Below are 19732 nucleotides of genomic sequence, written 5' to 3' on the forward strand. Positions count from 1 at the left end.
CACCGCCGGCAGCGCCGCCTCGACCAGCTCCGTCGCCGCGTCACCGTCACGACGGCCCCGCACCACACCGCCCTCGACCGACACCTCCGACAGCAGCGTCACCTGCGGCACCCCCAGACGCTCCGCCAGCAACGCCGGCAGCACACCCATCGTCCCGTCCGTCGACGCCATACCACCGATCACCAGATCGAACCCGACCTGCTCCAACGCCTTCGCCACCACCGCCGACGTCCCGATCACATCCGAACCGTGGATGTCGTCGTCGTTCACGTGCACGGCCTTGTCCGCACCCATCGACAACGCCTTGCGCAGCGCGTCCTTCGCATCGTCCGGCCCGACCGTCAGCACCGTCACCTCAGCGCCCTCGTTCGCCTCCGCGATCCGCAGCGCCTGCTCCACACCGTACTCATCCAGCTCCGACAGCAGGCCGTCCACGCCCTCCCGGTCGGTGGTGTGGTCGTCCTCGAAACGACGGTCCCCCGTCGCATCCGGCACGTACTTCACACAGACGACGATCCTCAAGCTCATGAGTGGTTCTCCTGTCAGGGGTGCACGGATGCACGGATCCATGGCCTCAGATCCTGCCGAGGGTACTGAGTGCCAAGCCCGGGCCGGCCGCGACCCGCGCGTCGCAAGTGCCACCTGGACCGGCATGCCGTGGCGGCTCTCTTCGACTGGCTTCAGAGGCTCCATGGAGAGAATACGGCACTCAGTACCCCTCGTAAAGGAACTCAGTACCCTTCCCGGTGCCCCCGGGCGCGCGGCCCGTCCTCCTGCGGCCCGTCCTCCTGCGGCGCGGCGCCCAGGGCGACGGCGGCCTCTCCCGTGTAGACGCGGAAGGTGAGGGACTCCTGGAGGTAGAGCCGAACCGAATCGGCGTCGTGGGAGAGGTAGCCGACGGAGACGTCCTGGCCCAGGAAGAGCTCGAAGTCGCCGCCACGGGTGGAGAGCAGGAAGGCGCCCTCGATGGCGGGGGCCCAGATGATGTCGCCGTCGAGGAGGCGGGCCAGGTGGTTGTGGACCGGGTAGCCGTGGTCGCTGGTCTCGTTGACGGCGGTGAAGGCGGCCGCGCCGAGCAGCAGCGAGTAGGGGCCGCCGACGCCGGCCAGGCGCAGGGCGGTGAGGGCGCGGCTGACCGCCTCGGGGTACTCCCGGACGTCCTCGGGCAGCCGGACCGGGGGGTTGGTGGAGGCGGCCCGGATGCCGTCGATCGCGGCGGCGCGGTAGCCCTCGAAGACGGCGCGGTCCTCGGCGAGGGCGAGGGTGCGGGCGGCGTCCTTGACGGGCTGCCAGTCGGAGTCGTGGGAGCCGCGCTCGACGTCGTCCACGGCCGCGCGGCTGACGGTGAAGGGCACGCGCAGCTCGACCACCGGCTGGGCGGCGCGGGCGTGCGCCTGGACGCCGTCGAGCGGGGGTTCGATGCCGGTCAGGTGACCGGTGCCGACGGCGGCGAGGACGGCGCCCTCGGGGCCGTCCAGGTCGACCACCCGGCGGCCGGCGAGGTGCAGTTTGAAGGTCTGGCGGGCCTCCTCCTCGATCTCCTCCCAGGCGGCGGCGGAGACGGGGGCGAGCTCCCGGTGGAGGTTGTTCATGCGCGGGATCCTGTTCGGGGGGTCGTCTGCTTGAGGCTGCCGATGCCCAGCGAGCCGTCGCCCGGACCGGACCCGGCGGGCGCTTCGGACCCGGCGGACGCTTCGGAGGCTGCGGGCTCTTCGGACGCGGCCGGCACCGCGGCGCCCGGCGCCGGCGGCGGGGAGTCGAGGAAGTCGGCCGTCGGGACGAAGAACAGCGAACCGGTGACGGCGGTGGAGAAGTCGAGCAGCCGGTCCGTGGTGCCGGGCGGGTTGCCGACGAACATGTTGCGCAGCATCTCCTCGGTCACCCCGGGGTCGCGCGCGTAGCCGATGAAGTAGGTGCCGAACTCACCGCCGCCGGTGAACGACCCGAACGCCATGTTGAAGCGGACGATCTTCTGCTCCTCGCCGTCCGGCCCGGTGATCACGGTGAGCGCCACGTGCGAGTCGGCGGGCTTGACCTCGTCGGCCAGCTCGATGTCGGTGAGCTTGGTGCGGCCGACCGCGCCCTCCTGCTCCTCCACGCTGAGCGCGTTCCACTTGTCGAGGTCGTGCAGGTACTTCTGCACGACGACGTAGCTGGCGCCGGCGAACTCCGGGTCCTCCGCGCCGACCAGCGCGGCGCTCACGGCGGCCCGGCCCTCGGGGTTCTCGGTGCCGTCCACGAAGCCGAGCAGGTCCCGGTCGTCGAAGTACCGGAAGCCCTGGACGGAGTCGACCACGGTGGCCGCCCCGGCTAGCCGCTCGGTCAGCTGCCCGGCCAGCTCGAAGCAGAGGTCCATCCGTTCGGCCCGCAGGTGGAGCAGCAGGTCGCCGGGGGTGCGCGGGGCCAGGTGCCGGGTGCCGGCCACCTCCTGGAACGGGTGCAGGGAGGCCGGCCGGGGGCCGTCGAAGAGGCGGTCCCAGAGTTCGGAGCCGATGCCGGTGACGCAGGTGAGGCCGCCCTCGGGGGCCCGGAAGCCGACCGACCGGCGCAGCCCGGCGAGGTCGGGCAGCAGGCTCCGGACGGTGTCCTCGGCGCCGGGTCGGACGGTGAGCACCAGGAAGACGGCCGCGCCGGTCAGCGGGGAGAGCACGGCCTGCGGTTCGGGCGGGGGTTCGGGCTGCATGGTTTCGGACCTCCTCGGGGCACCCGGGCCAGTACACCGCACAGCGGACGAATCGGCGCGGTCGGCGCGCATCCGAACGGCCCCGTCGGACGGTGGTCCGACGGGGCCGTTGGGGTGGGCGGTCACGCCCGGGCGAGGGGTGCCCGGCACGGCGCCAGCTGCTCCCGGGAGCGCGCCGAGGGGCGGGCACGGTGCGGTCAGACCCGCAGCGCCGCCAGCTGCTCCGCGAACGGGACCACCTGCTCGGGCACCGCCGGGGCGGCCTGGCCGGCCGCGGTCCGGCCGGCCAGAAGGGCCGCCAGTTCGCCCGCCGCGCGGTCGATCCGGCGCGGCAGCCCGTCGGTGAGCCCGTCGCCCGTCGCGCCCCAGTCGTCGGTGGCCGCGTAGACGGCCGTCGGCAGGACCACCGCCCGCAGGTAGCTGAACAGCGGGCGGACGGCGTGCTCCAGGGCGAGCGAGTGCCGGGCGGTGCCGCCGGTGGCGGCGATCAGCACCGGTTTGCCGGTGAGCGCGTCGTCGTCGATCACGTCGAAGAAGGACTTGAACAGGCCGCTGTAGGACGCGGTGAAGATGGGTGTCACCGCGATCAGCGCGTCCGCCTCCGTCACCGCCTCGATCGCCTCGCGCAGCGCGGCGCCGGGGAAGCCGGTGACGAAGTTGTTCGCGATCTCCCCGGCGAGGTCCCGCAGTTCGACCACGGTGACCTCCACCTCCCGCCCTTCGAGGGCGAGTCGGCGCAGGGCCGACTCGGCGAGCCGGTCCGCCAGCAGGCGCGTCGAGGACGGCTTGCTCAGTCCGGCGCTCACCACCGCCAGCTTGTACGCGGTCACTTGGCCACCTCCGCCTTCGTCTCGTTCGTCGTCTCGTTGGCGTCCCGGGCCGCGACCAGCGCGGTGTGGGTCGGCCCGGCCGGCACGTCGGCCGGACGGCCCTTGGCGAACTCCGCGCGCAGCACGGGCACGACCTCCTCGCCGAGCAGGTCGAGCTGCTCCAGGACCGTCGTCAGCGGCAGGCCGGCGTGGTCCATCAGGAACAGCTGGCGCTGGTAGTCGCCGAAGGTCTCGCGGAAGGCCAGGGTCTTCTCGATGACCTCCTGCGGGCTGCCGACGGTCAACGGGGTCTGCTCGGTGAACTCCTCCAGCGAGGGCCCGTGCCCGTAGACCGGCGCGTTGTCGAAGTACGGGCGGAACTCGCGCACCGCGTCCTGGGAGTTCTTCCGCATGAACACCTGCCCGCCGAGGCCGACGATCGCCTGCTCGGGCGTGCCGTGGCCGTAGTGGGCGTAGCGCTCGCGGTAGAGGTCGACCAGCTTCCGGAAGTGCTCCTTGGGCCAGAAGATGTTGTTCGCGAAGAAGCCGTCCCCGTAGTAGGCGGCCTGTTCGGCGATCTCGGGGCTTCGGATCGAGCCGTGCCAGACGAACGGCGGGACGTCGTCCAGCGGGCGCGGGGTGGAGGTGAAGCCCTGCAGCGGGGTGCGGAAGCGGCCCTCCCAGTCCACCACGTCCTCGCGCCACAGCTGGTGCAGCAGCGCGTAGTTCTCGATCGCGAGCGGGATGCCCTGGCGGATGTCCTTGCCGAACCACGGGTAGACCGGGCCGGTGTTGCCGCGGCCCATCATCAGGTCCACCCGGCCCTCGGCGAGGTGCTGCAGCATGGCGTAGTCCTCGGCGATCTTCACCGGGTCGTTGGTGGTGATCAGGGTGGTCGAGGTGGAGAGGATGATGCGGTCGGTCTGCGCGGCGATGTAGCCGAGCATGGTCGTCGGCGAGGACGGGACGAACGGCCGGTTGTGGTGCTCGCCGGTCGCGAAGACGTCCAGGCCGACCTCCTCGGCCTTGCGGGCGATGGCCACCATGGCCTTGATCCGCTCGTGCTCGCTCGGGGTGCGGCCGGTGGTGGGGTCGGTCGTCACGTCGCCGACGGCGAAGATTCCGAACTGCATGCTGCTCACCAGATCCCAGGTAGTCCAACTTTCAACCACCTTAGCAGCCGGGTGGGGATGGTTATTCCCACCGACAATGGAAGACGGGACATCGACGACGAGGGGGCTCCGGAAGGGCGGCGGACGATGGCGCAGTACATCGCGGTGAGCGCGCTGAGCCACGAGGGCCTGGTGCGGGAGCACAACGAGGACAGCCTCACGGCCGGTCCGTGGACCCTCTGCGCCACGGTGACCGCCAACCCGCAGACCCTGCTCTTCCCGCTCGGCCCGCCCTGCGTGGTCGCGATCGCCGACGGCCTCGGCGGCCACCCCGGCGGCGAGGTGGCCAGTGCCCTGGTGGCCCGCCGGCTCGCCGCCGACGGCGGCGCGCTGGACGACGAGGAGACCGTCCGGGAGGAACTGCAGGAGTGCAACCGGGCCGTCTACGCGGCCGCCGCCGGGGAGCCGGAGCTCGCCGCGATGGGCACCACCGTCGCCGGGCTGGTGCTGCTGCCCGAGCGGGCGCTGGCCTTCAACGTCGGCGACAGCCGGGTCTACCGGATCACCGGGGACGGGCTGAGCCGGGTGAGCGTGGACGACAGCCCGCCGCTGCCGCCCGGTCAGCGCACCACCTCGGTGGTCACCCAGACCCTGGGCGGCTCGCTGGGCCTCACCTTCGTCGAACCGCACGTCCGGGCCGCCCCGCTGGCCGCCGGCGACCGGTACCTGGTGTGCAGCGACGGCCTGACCGACCCGGTGCCGGAGGAGGAGCTGGCCGAACTGCTGGCCCGGCCGTACGAAGGGGCCGAGCGGTCCGACGGCAAGGCCGCGTTCGAGCTGTGGCGGGCGGCGATCGAGGCGGGCGGGCCGGACAACATCACCCTTGCGCTGGTGCGGATCGGGACGTGACCGCGACGGCGTACGGACCCGCCCCGGCGGGGCGCCGAAGCGCTCCGCCGGGGCGGTCACCTGTCCGTTCGCCGCGTTCGGCTCACATCTCGCTCGTGACGCTCACCCCGTTGAAGCCCTGCTGGGCGTAGAGGCTGAAGTAGACGTAGCCGGCCGGCGGGTCGGTCACGGTCAGCGTCTCCGCGTTGTCCGGGCCGGTCGAGCGCGCCGCGTTCGCGCCGGTGTACGCCCAGCCGGTCGGGTTGTAGTAGAGGTCGCCGTTGCCGGTGCCGCCACTGGAGGTGATCTTCACCTGCTTGGTGCCCGCCGGCACCAGGAGGTAGAAGTGCGCGTAGTTGCCCGTGGCGGCCGCGACGTTGCTGCGGCCGCAGCCGGCGTCCAGCTGCCGGGTGTCGGCGGCGGTGCACTCCGGCACCTGCGGGACGATCGGGCCGGTGGCACAGGCGCCGTTCGCGCACTTCGTCAGCCAGCTGTCGAAGTCGGCGTCGTACCGGGTGCCGATGGTCGTCTTCAGCAGGGTGCGCGCGCCGGCCCAGTCGCCCACCCGGTACTTGGCGAGGATCGCGTCCATGTCGGAGCGGTGCTGCTCCAGCATGTAGCGGACGGCGAGGTAGCCCCAGCGGTAGACGCGGTCCTGGTCACCGTAGACGGTGTCGAAGAGGTCGCTCAGCTTGTAGGTGTGCCGCCCGGCGGCCGCGATGGCGGCGTCGTTGCTCACCTTCCGGTACGAGTAGGAGACGTACTCGGCGAAGCCCTCGACCCACCAGACGGTCGGGGTGGTCATGCCGGCGTTGAAGTCGCCGTACATGTCGAACCGGCCGTCGAGGTAGTGGGTGTACTCGTGGTTGAGGTTCCAGATCTCGAAGGACGGGCGGGCCCACTCGGCCTCGTAGCAGAGGAAGCGCGGCTGGTTGCCGACCGCGGCCGGGTCGCCCTCCAGGTACATGCCGCCGTTGTTGGTGTCGATGCCGTAGATCGCGGCGGCCAGCACCTGGTAGTCGAGCGAGGAGTGGAAGACCACGACCTCGATCGTGTTGTTCCCGTCGTCCTTGACCGGGCCGTTGTCCTTGACCACCGAGTGGAAGAAGGCGTCCTGGCCGGTCAGGCTGGTGCAGGCGGTGCCCAGTTGGGTGCTGTCCAGCGCCTGGGCGATCAGCTTGATGCTGGCGCTGCAGGTGGAGTGCACCGTCAGCACACCGGCCTTGAGCTGGTCGGAGGCGTTGCAGGTGCCGTAGTACGAGCAGTTGCCGGCGTCGTAGTAGCCGACCGCCTCGGCGACCGCGGCCCACTGGAAGACGGTGCGGCCGTTCGGGGCGGCCTTCTCGGCCAGCGCCTTGGCGAGCGGGCGGACCTTGGCCTGGAGCGCCGGGTCCTTCAGGAAGCGGCCCAGCTCCTTGGTCGCGTTGTAGACCAGGACGCCGAACTCGCCGCCGAGTTGGTCGTTGTTGCGGGTCGCGAAACCGGAGAGGGTGTCCAGCACGCTGGGGTCGGCCTCGACGGCCGCGTCGAAGCCGGGCACCTGGTGGCCGCGGAACAGCACGGTGAACACCGGGTTGACCGACCAGGCCATGCCGGCCGGGTTCCAGGTGGCGCTGTTGTAGTCGGTCAGCAGCCGCTTGACCACCGGCAGGTAGCGGACGTTCTCCTGCGCGCTGTCGATCAGGGTGACGGTCTCGCCCAGGATGGTCGCGTTGCCCGCGACGACGTCGTGCGAGTGCGCGCTGCCGAAGAACGCGTCCAGCCCGGAGCGGATCGCGGTCTGCAGGGTGGCGCCGTACGGGCCGACGTCGTCCTTGTGGTACCACTGCGCGAAGTAGCCCGCGCGCAGGTAGAGCACCAACTGCTCGACGGAGGTGGAGTCGTCACCCGGGTAGCTGCCCGCCGCGTCGCGCAGCGCGTACGCCACGGTGGTCATCTGCTCCTCGCGGAACGCGCCCCGCGCGTCGGCGCCGGTGAGCTGGAAGAGGGTGTTGATGCACTGGACGTCGGCGGCCTTGATGTGCTGGACCAGGTCGCTGCCGGTCCGGCCGGTGAAGTCGCCGGTGGTGCAGGGCTGTCCGGCGGTCGCGCCGGGACGGAGGGACTTGGCGGTCGGCCGGGCCTCGGCCGGGCGGGTGTCCAGCGAGATCGGGGCCCGCTGGTCCGCGGAGGCGAACTGCCGCTCGCCGTCGGCGCGTTCGGGGGTGCCGGTGGCGGGCTGCGGGGCCGGCCCGGCCGGCGTGGCGGGGGCGGGGGCGCCACCGGGGGCGGCGGCGGGGGCTGCCTGGCTCTGCGGGGCGAAGAGGCCGGCCGCCAGGAACACGGACAGGACGAGCGTCAACAATCGTGCCAGCTGCGGGAGTCGCAGCAGACGTGCGGGACTCACGTGGGGGCCTCCGGGCCGTCGTCGGCCGCGGGTTGGGGGCGCGGCCGGTGGGGGATCGAGGACCGTTGGGCGGCGGGCCGCGTGGGGCGGTTCGCCGGGACACGGTGGGGAGTGTGACATGTACCATGGCACACATCACATGGCCTTGGGAACCCTCGCTGCCGTGCGCGATTCGCGGGGAAAACGCGGAGAGGCCATGGTGACGATTCGTCACCACGGCCTCCGCCGAAGCGAGTTGTCTACCAGGGCGCGCTACTTGCGCAGCAGCAGGGTCGCGCCCGCCGTCACGAGGCCGAGCACGACGGCCGCCGCGCCGTACGCCAGCCGGTGCGCCCGCACCACCGGCAGGAAGCGATCCACCGCGTAGCGGCCCGGGCCGGTCAGCGCGAGCGCGGCCGCGCCGGCCGCCAGCAGCAGCGCGTACTCGAAGCCCTTCGGGGCGAAGAAGCCGCCGTCCCAGGTGACCGCGATCGCGTTGACCATCGTGCCGACGACCGCGGCGCCCGCCAGCGGGGTCAACAGGCCCACGGCGAGGGCGAGTCCGCCCAGCGTCTCGGTGAGGCCGGCCACCACGGCCATCGTGTTCCCGGCCGGGTAGCCGCTCATGGTGAAGAAGTGGCCGGTGCCGTCGATCCCGCCGCCGCCGAACCAGCCGAACAGCTTCTGGCTGCCGTGGACGGCCATGGTCAGGCCGAGGGCCAGGCGCAGAACGAGGAGTCCGGCGTCATAGGCGTGCGGGGAGGCCGCGAGCCCGGAGGTCTCCCCGGACGAGCGGACGGTGGGACTGGTGGCGGCGGTCGTGCTCGGGCTGCTGCTCGGCATGCGCGTCTCCATCGATCGAAGGTCGGCCGTCGTCGACCGGAGCCGACGTGAACGGTGCGTGGCGAAGCGGCACGGATGGGTCACGAAGAGGGTCATGATCCTGACATCATTGTTCAACGTTGAACAGGCCGCTGATCCGACCGTACCCTGGAGTTCGAATTTGAACAACTGACGGTTCGTGCGCAACTCGCGGCCCCCGTCCGAGCTGGGGCAGGGTGGGAACATGGCTCAACGCAGGCAACACCAGCGGGCGACGCGCACCGGCACCCCGTACCCCGAAGCCCTGGCCGCCTTCGGCGAACGCGTCCGGCTGATCACCCCCGAGCAGTGGGACTCCCCCACCCCGTGCACCGACTGGTCCGTCCGCGACCTGGTCAACCACCTCACCGGCGAACAGCTCTGGGTGCCCGAACTGCTGATGGGCGCCACCATCAGCGAGGTCGGCAGCCGCTTCGACGGCGACGTACTCGGCGCGGACCCGGTCGCCGCCTGGGCCGACGCCGCCGAGCACGCCCGCGAGGCCTGGGCCGTCCCCGGCGCCACCGAGCTGACCGTCCACCTCTCCTTCGGCGACGTCTCCGGCCAGTACTACCTGGACCAGCTCACCACCGACCTCGTCATCCACAGCTGGGACCTCGCCCAGGGCATCGGACGGCGCACCCGGCTCCCCGCCGCCCTCGTCGACTTCGCGCTCGGCGAGATCAGCGGCTACGGCGACCTCTCCGGCAGCGGGATCTTCGACCCGCCGCTGCCGGTGGCCGAGGACGCGCCCCCGCAGACCCGGCTGCTCGCCCTCACCGGGCGGCGGGACGCAGGGTGAGGGCGGGCTCGCCCAGGTGAGCGGCGGGCTCGCGCCGGTGAGCGGTCCGACGCCGGATACTGGAAGGTACGGGGGAGTCATCCGTGCGAGAGGCGGGCACCATGAGCCGCAGGCCGGACATCCTCGGCGAATTCACCGCCGACCACCGGGCGGTCACCGAACTGCTCGACGCCATCGAAGCCGCGCCGGCCGGCAGCACCGAGCGCGGCGACCTGGTGACCCGGCTGACCGACCTGCTGTTCGCCCACTGCGCCGCCGAGGAGGAACACCTCTTCCCCGTCGTGCAGCACGACGTGCCCGACGGCGGGGCACTGGTGTTCGGCAGCATCCACGACCACCTGGCGATCGGACAGTACCTCGCCGACCTGCAAGCCCTGCAGCCCGCCGACCCGGCCTTCGACACCCTGCTGCGCGGCCTCGCCGACACCCTGCGTCGACACCTGCGCGGCGAGGAGCAACAGCTCTTCCCCGCCGCCCGCAAGGCCCTGCCCGCCGCCGCCCGCACCGCGCTCGGCGACCGGCTGCGCGCGGAGCGTGCGGAACTCGGCCCCTACCCCCCGGTCAGCCCTGCGGACTGATCACCGCGAACCGGGCGCCCTCGCGGTCCCGCAGCCGGGCCACCCGCCCGTACGGGGAGTCGAAGGCCGGTCCGAGCGCCGCGCCGCCCAGCTCGACGGCCCGGGCCAGCGCCCGGTCGGTGTCCGGGACGGCGAACGACACCTCCCAGTGCGGCGGCATCCCCGCCGGGCCGCCCGTCAGCTCCTTGGCCAGCGCCGCGACACTGTTGCCCTCCGCGCGCAGCACCACCCGGTCGTGCTCCCAGCGGACGTCGAAGCGCTCCGGTTCACGGCCGTCCCAGCGGAACACCTCGCCGTAGAACATCGCCGCCGCGAACGGGTCCGGGGTGCGCAGCTCGATCCAGACCGGCGCGCCGAGCAGCTCCAGCTTCCGGGCCCGGCCCAGCGGGCCCTCCCAGATGCCGAACACCGCTCCCGCCGGGTCCGCCGCGAAGGCCACCCGCCCGGCGTCGAAGGCGAGCGGGCCGACGGCCAGGGTCGCGCCGCGCTCACGCACCGCGTCGGCGGCGGCGTCGGCGCTCTCCGTCCCGAAGTAGCTGATCCACGCGAGCGAGATCGCCCCGCCGCCCGTGGTGCCCAGCCCGGCCACCGCCTCCCCTCCGGTCACCGCGTGCACGTACGGCCCGAAGCGGTCCGGCCTGGGCTCGAACTCCCAGCCGAGCAGCGGCCCGTAGAACCCCTTGGCCCCCTCCAGGTCCCCGGCCGTCAGGCTCACCCAGCACGGAACGGCCGCCACGCAACGCACTTTGGCGGTCTCACCGCTGCCCATCGCGGACCTCCTCGCCCACCCGGCCGCCGGGCCCCTCCCGACTCCCACGGCCCACCGGCCGCCCGGAACGCCCACAGCCTAGGCCGCCACCGCGGACACCCCCGGGAAGCCATGCCCGGGATCAGCGCACCCAGTTCTTCAGCGGCTCGGTGCGTCCAGGGAGATGCCCACCGGCTCGGGGAGACGGACGGTCCTGCCGAAGGGGGCGCTCGCCGCTGCAGGAGGGTCCGTGTGGCGCAGGTCACACTGCGCTGGGAAATTCCGGGGACGGATTCCCCGTTTCCGAGTACGTTGGAAGAAGCGGGGAGAACTTCCCCGGTATCCTGAAGGAGCAGTCGTCGTGACCACCGCCACCGCTGAGTCGGTCCACCCCGTGGGGAGTGTCCGTACGCCGAAGTTGCGTGCGGACGCGAGCCGGAACCGGGAGCGGATCGTGCTGGCGGCCCGGGACGCGTTCGTCGAGCACGGTGCGGATGCGCCGCTGGACGAGATCGCGAAGCGGGCGGGGGTCGGCAATGCCACCCTGTACCGGAACTTCCCGGACCGGATGGCGCTGATCCGCGAGGTGGCCCTGCTCGTCAAGAACCGCATCCTGGCCCTCGCCGAGACGGCGACGGCGGAGGCGGACGCCGCTGACGGCGGTGGCCCGTTCGACGCTCTGCAGCGGTTCGCGCACGCGACCGTCGCGGAGAAGGTCGGCGGTCTCTGCGCGCTGTTCACCAGCCATGTCGACCCGCTCGACCCCGAGTTGACCGAGATCCGGGAGCGCCTGCGGTCCGCCGTGAGCGGGCTGATGGAGCGCGCCCGGGCCGCGGGCGAACTGCGGCCGGACGCCGACCACGGCGACCTGTTCATCGCGATGAGCCAACTGACGCGGCCGCTGCCGGGCACTTCGTGCCGGGTGCTGGACGAGTTCGTCCACCGGCACCTGCAGCTGTTCCTGGACGGCCTGCGCGCGCCGGCCCGTTCGGTCCTGCCGGGCCGGGCCGCGACCTTCGAGGACTTCCTGACCCAGAACTGACCGAGCACCAGACCCGATCCGAGCACCACGACAGACGAGCACCGCAGCAGACGAGCACCACAGCAGACCCGAGCACCGCAGCACGATCCGACCGGCATCCCGAGCGAGCGCCACGCCTGACCGGCGTCGCCCCGGCAGGGCACGCCTCCGCACGCCGCACGCCGTCCCAGAGCTTTTCGAGCACCTTTCACCGTACGGCAACCTGCCGTTCCCGTACGGCAGTCGACCGTTCACGCACACCACGCACCGTGAAGTGAGTACCCCCATGTCCCAAACCGACGCCCGACCGGCGACACTGCCCGACCCCCGGCGCTGGAAGGCGCTGATATTCATCGGCCTCGCCCAGCTGATGGTCGTCCTCGACGCGACCATCGTGAACATCGCCCTGCCGTCCGCCCAGCGCGACCTGGGCATCTCCGACGGCAACCGCCAGTGGGTGATCACCGCCTACGCGCTGGCCTTCGGCGGCCTGCTGCTGTTCGGCGGCCGGATCGCGGACCTCTGGGGCCGCAAGCGGACCTTCATCGTCGGCCTGACCGGCTTCGCCCTGGCCTCCGCGCTCGGTGGCGCCGCGGCCAACACCGCGATGCTGCTCGGTTCCCGCGCCCTGCAGGGCGTGTTCGGCGCGCTGCTCGCCCCGGCCGCGCTGTCGCTGCTGGCGGTGACCTTCACCGAGGCCAAGGAGCGCGCCAAGGCCTTCGGCATCTACGGTGCGATCGCCGGTGGCGGTGGCGCCATCGGTCTGATCCTCGGCGGCCTGCTGACCGAGTACATGAACTGGCGCTGGACCTTCTTCGTCAACATCCCGTTCGCCATCCTGGCCGCCGTGGGCGCCGTCCTGGTGATCCGCGAGCCCGCCGGGGGCCGCAACCGCAACAAGCTGGACGTCCCCGGCGTGCTGCTGGTGACCACCGGCCTGGTCTCGCTGGTGTACGGCTTCACCCGGGCCGAGTCCTCCGGCTGGACGGCCGGCAGCACCCTGGGCCTGTTCGCCGCCGCCGTCGTGCTGCTGGGCGCCTTCGTCCTGGTGGAGCAGAGGGTCAAGGCCCCGCTGCTGCCGCTGCGCGTGGTGCTGAACCGCAACCGCGGCGGGGTGTACCTGTCGCTGGGCATGGCCGTGATCGGCATGTTCGGCCTGTTCCTCTTCCTGACCTACTACCTGCAGGTCGTGCGCGGCTACAGCCCGGTGCTGACCGGCGTCGCGTTCCTGCCGATGGTGGCGGGCATGATCACCGGCTCGACCCAGATCGGCGCCCGGCTGATGACCCGCGTCCCGGCGCGCTACCTGATGGCGCCCGGCTTCCTGACCGCCTCGGTCGGCATGTTCCTGCTGACCCACATCGGCCTGGACACCTCGTACCCGGCGCTGATCCTGCCCGGCCTGGTCCTGATGGGCCTCGGCATGGGCACGGCGTTCATGCCGGCCATGAGCCTGGCGACGTACGGCGTCCAGCCGCGCGACGCCGGTGTGGCCTCCGCGATGGTCAACACCTCGCAGCAGGTCGGCGGCGCCATCGGCACCGCGCTGCTGAACACCATCGCGGCCAGCGCGACCACCACCTGGCTGGCCTCGCACGTCACCGGCGCGGCCGCCGCCTCCCCGGAGGCCGCCAAGGTGCTGCAGTTCCAGGGCATGGTGCACGGCTTCTCGACCGCGATCTGGGTGTCCTTCGGGATCCTGGTGGCGGCCGCCACGGTGGCGTTCACCTTCATCACCGCCGGCCGGCCGGACGCGTCGGGTGCGGGCGCCGGTGCGGGTGCGGCGAAGAGCGACGAGGTGCCGGTGCTGGTGCACTGACGCCCAGGGGTTCACTCGGGTGCGTACGCGGCCCGTCCGGTGTCTCACGGCACCGGGCGGGCCGCTCGGCGTTTCCGCCGCGGGTGCGGCCCCCGGGTGCGGCCCCGGGCATGGCCCCGACTGCGGCTTCGACCTGACCCCCGGGGTGGAAGTGGGGATGACCCCCCGTTTAAGGTGGGCTCCAGTGCGAATCGGGGACCTCTCCCCGCTTCCTTCGGACCGAGGTGCGTGCGACATGACCCGGAATCAGAGCCCAGGACGGGGGCAGCGGGCCGCCGACTGGGCGGACGGCCGGCTGGGGATCTACACCCTGGCCAGGGCGAACCTCCGCAAGATCTTCCCGGACCACTGGTCCTTCATGCTGGGCGAGATCTGCCTCTACACCTTCCTGATCATCATCCTGACCGGCGTCTGGCTGACGCTGTTCTTCAAGCCGAGCATGGGCGAGGTCATCTACGACGGCTCGTACGTGCCGCTCAAGGGCATCGGGATGTCGGAGGCCTACGCCTCCACGGTCGACATCAGCTTCGAGGTGCGCGGCGGGCTGCTGATCCGTCAGATCCACCACTGGGCGGCGATCGTCTTCGTCGCAGCCATGTTCGTCCACATGATGCGGGTGTTCTTCACCGGAGCGTTCCGCAAGCCGCGCGAGATCAACTGGCTCTTCGGCTTCCTGCTGCTCTTCCTCGGCATGATGGACGGCTTCTTCGGCTACTCCCTGCCGGACGACCTGCTCTCCGGCACCGGCATCCGGTTCATCGAGGGCGTGGTGCTGGCCGTGCCCTTGGTCGGCACGTACGTCCAGATGTTCCTGTTCGGCGGGGAGTTCCCGGGGCACGACATCATCCCGCGGTTCTTCACCATCCACGTGCTGCTGATCCCCGGCATCATGCTCGGTCTGCTGGTCGCGCACCTGATCCTGGTCTTCTACCACAAGCACACCCAGTGGGCGGGCCCGGGCAGGACCGAGAAGAACGTCGTCGGCATGCCGCTGATGCCGGTCTACATGGCCAAGGCCGGCGGGTTCTTCTTCCTCGTCTTCGGCATCATCGCGCTGGTGTCGGCGATCGCGACCGTCAACCCGATCTGGTCGTACGGACCGTACCGGCCCGACCAGGTCTCCACCGACGCCCAACCGGACTGGTACATGGGCTTCGCCGAAGGCCTGGTCCGGGTGATGCCCGGCTGGGAGATCGGGCTGTGGGGGCACACCCTCAACCTCGGGGTGCTGATCCCGATCCTGCTGTTCCCGGTGATCCTCCTCGCCATCGCGGTCTACCCCTTCGTGGAGAGCTGGGTGACCGCCGACACGCGGGAGCACCACCTGCTCGACCGGCCGCGCAACGCGCCCGTGCGCACCGCGCTCGGCGCCGCCTGGATCAGCCTCTACCTGGTGATGCTCGCGGGCGGCGGCAACGACCTCATCGCCACCCACCTGCACCTGTCACTCAACGCCATCACCTACGCGGTGCGCGTCGGCGCCTTCGCCCTCCCCGTGGCCGTCTTCGTCGTCACCAAGCGCTGGTGCCTCGGCCTGCAGCGCCGGGACCGCGAGAAGGTGCTGCACGGACGCGAGACCGGCGTCATCAAGCGCCTGCCGCACGGCGAGTTCACCGAGGTGCACGCCGGACTCAGCCCCGCCGAACGGCACCGGCTCACGGCACACGAGCAGCCCCGCCCCCTCGTCCTGCCCGCCCCCGCGGACGAGAATGGAGTGGCCCGCCCGACCGGCGCGCTCACCCGCACCCGCACCCGGCTGTCCCGCGGATTCCACGGCGAGCACGCGCAGATCCCCAAGCCCACCGCCGAGGAGTACCGCGAGATCACCCAGGGCCACGGGCACTGACCCGCCCCGACTGCCCCGCCCCGACGCCAAAGGGAGGACATCGTGCACGACCGAACCGACCAGCTCGCCGACAGCAGATACCTCCTGCTCACCACTTTCGACGAGGACGGCAGCCGGCGGGAGTCACAGCTCTGGGTCGTGCAGGACGGCACGGCCCTCGGAGTCTGGGCCCCCGCCCACTCCGACGAAGCCGAGCGCGTCCGCCGCCACCCCCGGGTGCTGATCGGCCCCTGCGACGCCCACGGGCGCCCGACCGGCCGCCGCCTCCCGGCCCGCGCCCGGCTCTGCGACCCGGACGCGACCGCGCGCTACCGCACCTCGCTGATCAACAAGTACGGGCTCACGGCGCTGATCGCGCTGGCCCGCAGCCGGTTCCGGGTCGGGCTGGCCGGGACGGTCGGGATCCGGATCACGCTGAACGAGCTGGAGCAGCGGCTGGTCGGGCCGGAGTGGCAGCCACCGGGCAGGTACTGCGTCAACTGAGGGCGGTCGCGGACGACTGAACCGTCGGAACGGTCGGAACGGACGGGGGCGTTGCGGCCGCGCCGAGAAAGCCGGTCGAGCGCCGGGGCCCGGGGACGGGGCCCCGGCGCTCGGCGTTTTCCGGCGCCCGGCGATTCCCGGCGCCCGGCGTTCGCGTTTCCCGCGCCCGGTATTGCCTGCGCTCAGCGTTTCGGCGCCGGGCGGCCCGCTCAGGAGTCGTCGTCCGGCGCCCGTGCCAGATCCCCGGGCTCGCACGCCTCCCGGCCCGTCCCGACGTGGACGACCCTGATCGCCCGCTCCGGGCCGCCGGGCACGACGTGCTGCTCGCGCCCGCAGCGCGGGCAGATCAGCGGGATCCGCGCGCGGGCCGGCTCCTGGCCGGCGCGATCGTTCGGGGTGGTCACGTCAGCGGGTGGGTCGGGACCGGGCTGACCTCCTGGATCTCGCCGTGGGCCTTGGTGAGCAGTTGGGAGGCGAGGTCGTTGAGCGCCCGGGCCCCCGCGACCTCCTCGCCGACCCGTAGCTGTTCCGGGTCGGAGGGGTGGCGACTGCTGTAGCCGTGGGCCCGCAGTTCGCGCCCGTCGCCGAGCCGGAGCAGGGCGGCGGCGCTCGTCCGCGGGCCGTCCTCGCGGAACTCCATCTCGATGTGCCAGCCGACCAGAGTCTGCATGGCGGATCACCTCCATCGGTTACCCCTCCAGAGTGCGCCGCACCCCGCGGGAACACCAGGCCAGCCGGATCCGGGCCGCACCGGGGTCGAGTTGAACGCGTTCAAGTCAGCGGCGTAGAGTCGGCGGAGCAGCTCATTTGAACACGTTCAAGGGAGGGTTTCCGCCATGGGAAAAGGCACCACCGAACTGGTGGACCTGCTGGTCCTGCTCGGTATGGGCGCCGTCGTCCCGCTCGGTCTCGCCCTGATCGACGAACCCGGCCTCGCCCGGATCCGGCGGCTCTGGCCGGTGGCCGCCGTACCCGGCGCACTCTCGCTCTGGCTACCGCACGGCCCCCTGGCCACCGGCAACGCCGCCGTCTACGCCCTCGGCACCCTGGCCATCGCCCTGCACGCGCCGCTGCGGCTGGCCCGCACCCGCTCGCTCGCGCCCGCCGAGATCGCCGTACTCACCGCGCTCGCCGCGCCCTCGGTGGCCGGGGTCGCACTGGTCGCCGAGCGCTCCGGCTACCCCCTGTTCGGCTTCGAGCCGCACATCCTGGCGCTCACCGTCCCGCACTTCCACTACGCCGGGTTCACCGCCGCCCTGGTCGCCGGGCTGGTCTGCCGCGCCGCCGACCCCCGCTCCGGCGCCGCCCGCTGCGCGGCGCTCAGCGTCCCGGCGGGCACGCTGCTGGTGCTGGCCGGGTACTTCCTCGGCAACTGGTGCCAGTTCGCGGGGGCCGTCGTGCTGGCCGTCGGCATGTGGCTGGTCGGCCTGGTCACCTGGCGCGAACTGCGCCCCCGGAGCGGCGACACCGCCACCGCCCGGCTGCTCGCGGCCTCCTCTGCCATCCTCGCGCTCACCATGCTGCTCGCCCTCTGGTGGGCGCTCGGCCGGGCCGCCGGACTCCCCCATCCCACCCTGGCCTGGATGGCCGCCACCCACGGCGTCGGCAACGCGCTCGGCTTCGCCCTCTGCGCCCTCCTCGCCTGGCGCCGGATCGCCGCCGACCGGACCGCCGCCGACCGGACCACCACTGGCCGGACCGCCACTGGCCGTCCTGCCATCGGCCGGGTCACCACCGCCGACCGGACCGCCGCCGCGGAGGCCCAGCGATGAACGACTACAGCTACCCCGAACAGGGCGCCAGCCTCACCGGCGACCTGCCCGCCGGATACCGCCACCTGCGGCACCGGGCGCAGATCGGCCACGGCCGCGCCGCCCTCGACGCCGCCGGCGCCGCCCTGCTCGACTGGCGGATGCACCGGCTGGCCGGCGTGCGGATCGACGCCGACGCGGACCGGGCCGCTCCCGGCGTCGCCGTGCGGTGCGCGATCGGCCTCGGCGCCCTCCGGGCCGGCGCCCCCAACCGGGTACTGGCCGTCGTCGACGGACCCGACCGGTACGGCTTCACCTACGGGACCAGGGCCGGGCACCTGGCCTGCGGCGAGGAGACCTTCACGGTCGAACTGGCGCCGGACGGCGGCGTCCGGTTCGGCGTCACCGCCTTCAGCCGGCCCGTCGCCCGGTACGCCCGGCTGGCCGGTCCGCTGCTTCCGCTCGCGCAGCGCGCCTTCGCCTGGCGGTGCGGGCGGGTGCTGGCCCGGATCGCGGCACGGGCGGGGCGGGAGTAGCGGTACGGGCAGGGCGGGGGCAGCGCAGGTGCGGGCCGATAAAAGCGTTGGTGGCTGCGGCGATCCGTCCGGGATGATCGCCGGATGTTGTCGATGCAGCCGGTCCTGGAGATCTTCGCCCCCGACGGCTTCACGCTCTGGCCGACGGCCACCGGCGCGCCGTACCGGAACCTCGTCCTGAACGGGGCGCTGACGCCCGCCGAGGTGGGCACGGCGGTGTGGCGGCTGGCCGACTGCAACGACGTCGAGCTGGACGCCGAGGAGGAGGCCGCGCGCGGCCCCCGCCCGGAGGACCCGCTGGGCGGCTTCCTGCACGGGCTGCTCACCGACCCCGCCCCGTACGCCCCCGGCGGCCTGCGGGTGACCGATCCCGCCACCGGCGCCGTCTTCGAGCCGGGCTGCTGCAACGGCCTGGAGGAGTGGCGCGCGTGGCTGAACGTGACCGACGGCGCGGGCGCCGCCTGGTTCGGCCACGATCCGGACGCCCGGGCCGAACGCGTGGGCCGCGTCGTCCGGCTGGTCCGCGACGCCGAGGACGCGAACAGCCCGGTGATCGCACTGCCGGCGGCCGAACTGCAGCGGCTGCTCACCGGGGCCGAACGGGACCTGCGCGACTTCCTGGCCCTGGCGGCGGCCTGGGCCACGCAGCAACTGCCCGACCGCGCCGCCGCCGTCACCGCCGCACTCGCCCGGGCGCTCGACCTGGAACCCCCGGCATGACCAGCTTCCACACCCACCGGGCCCGGGTGCACGACGCCTCGCTCCCGCCGCACCGGCGGCACAGCGCGCTGCGGACCTGCCTGACCTGCTTCGCCCCGTACGGCCTGCGGGCGACGTACCACCACCTCACCGTCAGCGCCCGGATGCCCCGGCACCTGGATACGGACCCGGACGCGCTGGTCCGCGCCGTGGACGAACTGCACGAGGCGCGCGAGCTGTGGCGGGCCCGGGCCGAGGAGTACACGGAGCAGCGCCGGGCACAGAAGCGGGCCGGGCGGCGGCTGCCGCCGCAGACGGCGTGGTGGCACCGGCCCCGGTGGGACTCGCCGGACGTGGCCTGGAGCCACGACCCTTTCCTGCACCCGCCGTTGAGCCTGCCCGACTACGTCCGGCGGCAGAACGCGCTGTTGGACGGGGCCGAGCTGCCCGGCTGCCCGGCCTGCGGGGAGGAGGGTCCGCCGGTGCCGATCCCGACCTGCGACGACCGCACCGGACTGTGCCGCTCCTGCGCACGGGTTCTGGTGCCCTGCCCGTGCGGGCGGTGGCACGGCTTCGAACCGACCATCCGGGTCGGCTGGAGCCGGACCTGGCGGCGGGAGCACCTGACCGGCACCGGCGAACCGGACCCGCACTGGCCCGGCGTCCGGGGCACGGCCCGGATCGAGCGGCTGGCCCCGTACCAGTACGTGCACCCGTACCCGCTGGTCTGA

21 protein-coding genes are annotated in these 19732 nt (G+C 72.7%); 11 read left to right on the forward strand and 10 right to left on the reverse strand.

Annotation, left to right across the window (positions count from 1 at the left end; all coding sequences use genetic code 11):
- The 5 genes from AC0B61_RS35660 to AC0B61_RS35680 all read right to left on the reverse strand — a co-directional run.
- Positions 1-528 (reverse strand): electron transfer flavoprotein subunit beta/FixA family protein (locus tag AC0B61_RS35660; protein ID WP_471746467.1); only part of this gene is annotated, 528 nt, incomplete at its 3' end.
- Positions 529-731: 203 nt separating this feature from the next.
- Positions 732-1592 carry a family 1 encapsulin nanocompartment shell protein gene (locus AC0B61_RS35665; RefSeq protein WP_471746469.1) on the reverse strand — a complete coding sequence of 287 codons (861 nt, stop codon included), beginning with the start codon at positions 1590-1592 and terminating at the stop codon, positions 732-734.
- Positions 1589-2683, reverse strand: a complete 1095-nt coding sequence (locus tag AC0B61_RS35670) for a Dyp-type peroxidase (protein ID WP_471746471.1) — start codon at positions 2681-2683, stop codon at positions 1589-1591. The genes AC0B61_RS35665 and AC0B61_RS35670 overlap by 4 nt, the downstream gene beginning before the upstream one ends.
- A gap of 197 nt (positions 2684-2880) precedes the next feature.
- On the reverse strand, positions 2881-3513 hold the full coding sequence (locus tag AC0B61_RS35675) for an FMN reductase (RefSeq protein WP_471746473.1): 633 nt from the start codon (positions 3511-3513) through the stop codon (positions 2881-2883).
- A complete protein-coding gene (locus tag AC0B61_RS35680) occupies positions 3510-4625 on the reverse strand; it encodes an LLM class flavin-dependent oxidoreductase (protein WP_471746475.1) in 1116 nt (371 codons plus the stop codon). Before AC0B61_RS35680 ends, AC0B61_RS35675 begins: the two co-directional genes overlap by 4 nt.
- A 126-nt stretch (positions 4626-4751) precedes the next feature.
- On the opposite strand from AC0B61_RS35680, the gene AC0B61_RS35685 reads away from it, so the two are divergent.
- Positions 4752-5513: a PP2C family protein-serine/threonine phosphatase gene (locus AC0B61_RS35685; protein WP_471746477.1), complete on the forward strand. Its 762-nt coding sequence runs from the start codon at positions 4752-4754 to the stop codon at positions 5511-5513.
- An 82-nt stretch (positions 5514-5595) separates the two neighbouring features.
- Here AC0B61_RS35685 and AC0B61_RS35690 read toward each other — a convergent pair whose 3' ends face one another.
- The gene (locus AC0B61_RS35690; RefSeq protein WP_471746479.1) at positions 5596-7878 is read right to left on the reverse strand and encodes a M9 family metallopeptidase; all 2283 of its coding nucleotides are present in this window, start codon (positions 7876-7878) and stop codon (positions 5596-5598) included.
- 252 nt (positions 7879-8130) lie between these two features.
- A complete protein-coding gene (locus tag AC0B61_RS35695; RefSeq protein WP_471746481.1) occupies positions 8131-8700 on the reverse strand; it encodes a DoxX family protein in 570 nt (189 codons plus the stop codon).
- 223 nt (positions 8701-8923) lie between these two features.
- Between AC0B61_RS35695 and AC0B61_RS35700 the strand changes: the two genes are divergently transcribed.
- Positions 8924-9520: a TIGR03086 family metal-binding protein gene (locus AC0B61_RS35700; RefSeq protein ID WP_471746483.1), complete on the forward strand. Its 597-nt coding sequence runs from the start codon at positions 8924-8926 to the stop codon at positions 9518-9520.
- A gap of 101 nt (positions 9521-9621) precedes the next feature.
- Complete coding sequence (locus tag AC0B61_RS35705) at positions 9622-10098, forward strand: hemerythrin domain-containing protein (protein WP_471746485.1); 477 nt, start codon at positions 9622-9624, stop codon at positions 10096-10098.
- Here AC0B61_RS35705 and AC0B61_RS35710 read toward each other — a convergent pair.
- Positions 10082-10834 (reverse strand): VOC family protein, encoded by a 753-nt coding sequence (locus AC0B61_RS35710; RefSeq protein ID WP_471746486.1) that lies wholly within the window; start codon positions 10832-10834, stop codon positions 10082-10084. The two genes, AC0B61_RS35705 and AC0B61_RS35710, sit on opposite strands and share 17 nt — an antisense overlap.
- Positions 10835-11207: 373 nt before the next feature.
- Between AC0B61_RS35710 and AC0B61_RS35715 the strand changes: the two genes are divergently transcribed.
- The 4 genes from AC0B61_RS35715 (at position 11208) to AC0B61_RS35730 (ending at position 16015) form a co-directional block, all read left to right on the forward strand.
- Entirely contained in the window at positions 11208-11888 is a 681-nt protein-coding gene (locus tag AC0B61_RS35715) for a TetR/AcrR family transcriptional regulator (RefSeq protein ID WP_471746488.1), read from the forward strand.
- A gap of 265 nt (positions 11889-12153) precedes the next feature.
- The gene (locus tag AC0B61_RS35720) at positions 12154-13686 is read left to right on the forward strand and encodes an MFS transporter (RefSeq protein ID WP_471746490.1); all 1533 of its coding nucleotides are present in this window, start codon (positions 12154-12156) and stop codon (positions 13684-13686) included.
- A gap of 235 nt (positions 13687-13921) precedes the next feature.
- Positions 13922-15532 carry a cytochrome bc1 complex cytochrome b subunit gene (qcrB, locus tag AC0B61_RS35725; RefSeq protein WP_471746492.1) on the forward strand — a complete coding sequence of 537 codons (1611 nt, stop codon included), beginning with the start codon at positions 13922-13924 and terminating at the stop codon, positions 15530-15532.
- Between the two features lie 42 nt (positions 15533-15574).
- Positions 15575-16015: a PPOX class F420-dependent oxidoreductase gene (locus tag AC0B61_RS35730; protein WP_471746494.1), complete on the forward strand. Its 441-nt coding sequence runs from the start codon at positions 15575-15577 to the stop codon at positions 16013-16015.
- A 209-nt stretch (positions 16016-16224) separates the two neighbouring features.
- On the opposite strand, the gene AC0B61_RS35735 is transcribed toward AC0B61_RS35730, so the two are convergent.
- Both AC0B61_RS35735 and AC0B61_RS35740 read right to left on the reverse strand, forming a co-directional pair.
- Positions 16225-16419: a hypothetical protein gene (locus AC0B61_RS35735; RefSeq protein ID WP_471746496.1), complete on the reverse strand. Its 195-nt coding sequence runs from the start codon at positions 16417-16419 to the stop codon at positions 16225-16227.
- Positions 16416-16685: a DUF1876 domain-containing protein gene (locus tag AC0B61_RS35740; RefSeq protein ID WP_471746498.1), complete on the reverse strand. Its 270-nt coding sequence runs from the start codon at positions 16683-16685 to the stop codon at positions 16416-16418. The genes AC0B61_RS35735 and AC0B61_RS35740 overlap by 4 nt, the downstream gene beginning before the upstream one ends.
- A 166-nt stretch (positions 16686-16851) precedes the next feature.
- Here AC0B61_RS35740 and AC0B61_RS35745 point away from each other — a divergent pair, with 166 nt between their 5' ends.
- The 4 genes from AC0B61_RS35745 (at position 16852) to AC0B61_RS35760 (ending at position 19732) form a co-directional block, all read left to right on the forward strand.
- Positions 16852-17787 (forward strand): YndJ family protein, encoded by a 936-nt coding sequence (locus tag AC0B61_RS35745; protein WP_471746500.1) that lies wholly within the window; start codon positions 16852-16854, stop codon positions 17785-17787.
- The gene (locus tag AC0B61_RS35750; RefSeq protein ID WP_471746502.1) at positions 17784-18302 is read left to right on the forward strand and encodes a DUF1990 family protein; all 519 of its coding nucleotides are present in this window, start codon (positions 17784-17786) and stop codon (positions 18300-18302) included. Before AC0B61_RS35745 ends, AC0B61_RS35750 begins: the two co-directional genes overlap by 4 nt.
- A gap of 84 nt (positions 18303-18386) precedes the next feature.
- Positions 18387-19022 (forward strand): hypothetical protein, encoded by a 636-nt coding sequence (locus AC0B61_RS35755; RefSeq protein ID WP_471746503.1) that lies wholly within the window; start codon positions 18387-18389, stop codon positions 19020-19022.
- Positions 19019-19732, forward strand: a complete 714-nt coding sequence (locus AC0B61_RS35760; RefSeq protein WP_471746505.1) for a hypothetical protein — start codon at positions 19019-19021, stop codon at positions 19730-19732. Before AC0B61_RS35755 ends, AC0B61_RS35760 begins: the two co-directional genes overlap by 4 nt.

It is taken from the genome of Kitasatospora sp. NPDC023385, from assembly GCF_055664045.1.

Bases quoted from the DNA above. Each gene is read 5' to 3' on its own strand.
- AC0B61_RS35665 (WP_471746469.1), bottom strand. From the start codon at position 1,592: ATGAACAACCTCCACCGGGAGCTCGCCCCCGTCTCCGCCGCCGCCTGG.
- AC0B61_RS35670 (WP_471746471.1), bottom strand. From the start codon at position 2,683: ATGCAGCCCGAACCCCCGCCCGAACCGCAGGCCGTGCTCTCCCCGCTG.
- AC0B61_RS35680 (WP_471746475.1), bottom strand. From the start codon at position 4,625: ATGCAGTTCGGAATCTTCGCCGTCGGCGACGTGACGACCGACCCCACC.
- AC0B61_RS35685 (WP_471746477.1), top strand. From the start codon at position 4,752: ATGGCGCAGTACATCGCGGTGAGCGCGCTGAGCCACGAGGGCCTGGTG.
- AC0B61_RS35695 (WP_471746481.1), bottom strand. From the start codon at position 8,700: ATGCCGAGCAGCAGCCCGAGCACGACCGCCGCCACCAGTCCCACCGTC.
- AC0B61_RS35700 (WP_471746483.1), top strand. From the start codon at position 8,924: ATGGCTCAACGCAGGCAACACCAGCGGGCGACGCGCACCGGCACCCCG.
- AC0B61_RS35705 (WP_471746485.1), top strand. From the start codon at position 9,622: ATGAGCCGCAGGCCGGACATCCTCGGCGAATTCACCGCCGACCACCGG.
- AC0B61_RS35720 (WP_471746490.1), top strand. From the start codon at position 12,154: ATGTCCCAAACCGACGCCCGACCGGCGACACTGCCCGACCCCCGGCGC.
- qcrB (WP_471746492.1), top strand. From the start codon at position 13,922: ATGACCCGGAATCAGAGCCCAGGACGGGGGCAGCGGGCCGCCGACTGG.
- AC0B61_RS35740 (WP_471746498.1), bottom strand. From the start codon at position 16,685: ATGCAGACTCTGGTCGGCTGGCACATCGAGATGGAGTTCCGCGAGGAC.
- AC0B61_RS35745 (WP_471746500.1), top strand. From the start codon at position 16,852: ATGGGAAAAGGCACCACCGAACTGGTGGACCTGCTGGTCCTGCTCGGT.
- AC0B61_RS35750 (WP_471746502.1), top strand. From the start codon at position 17,784: ATGAACGACTACAGCTACCCCGAACAGGGCGCCAGCCTCACCGGCGAC.
- AC0B61_RS35755 (WP_471746503.1), top strand. From the start codon at position 18,387: ATGTTGTCGATGCAGCCGGTCCTGGAGATCTTCGCCCCCGACGGCTTC.
- AC0B61_RS35760 (WP_471746505.1), top strand. From the start codon at position 19,019: ATGACCAGCTTCCACACCCACCGGGCCCGGGTGCACGACGCCTCGCTC.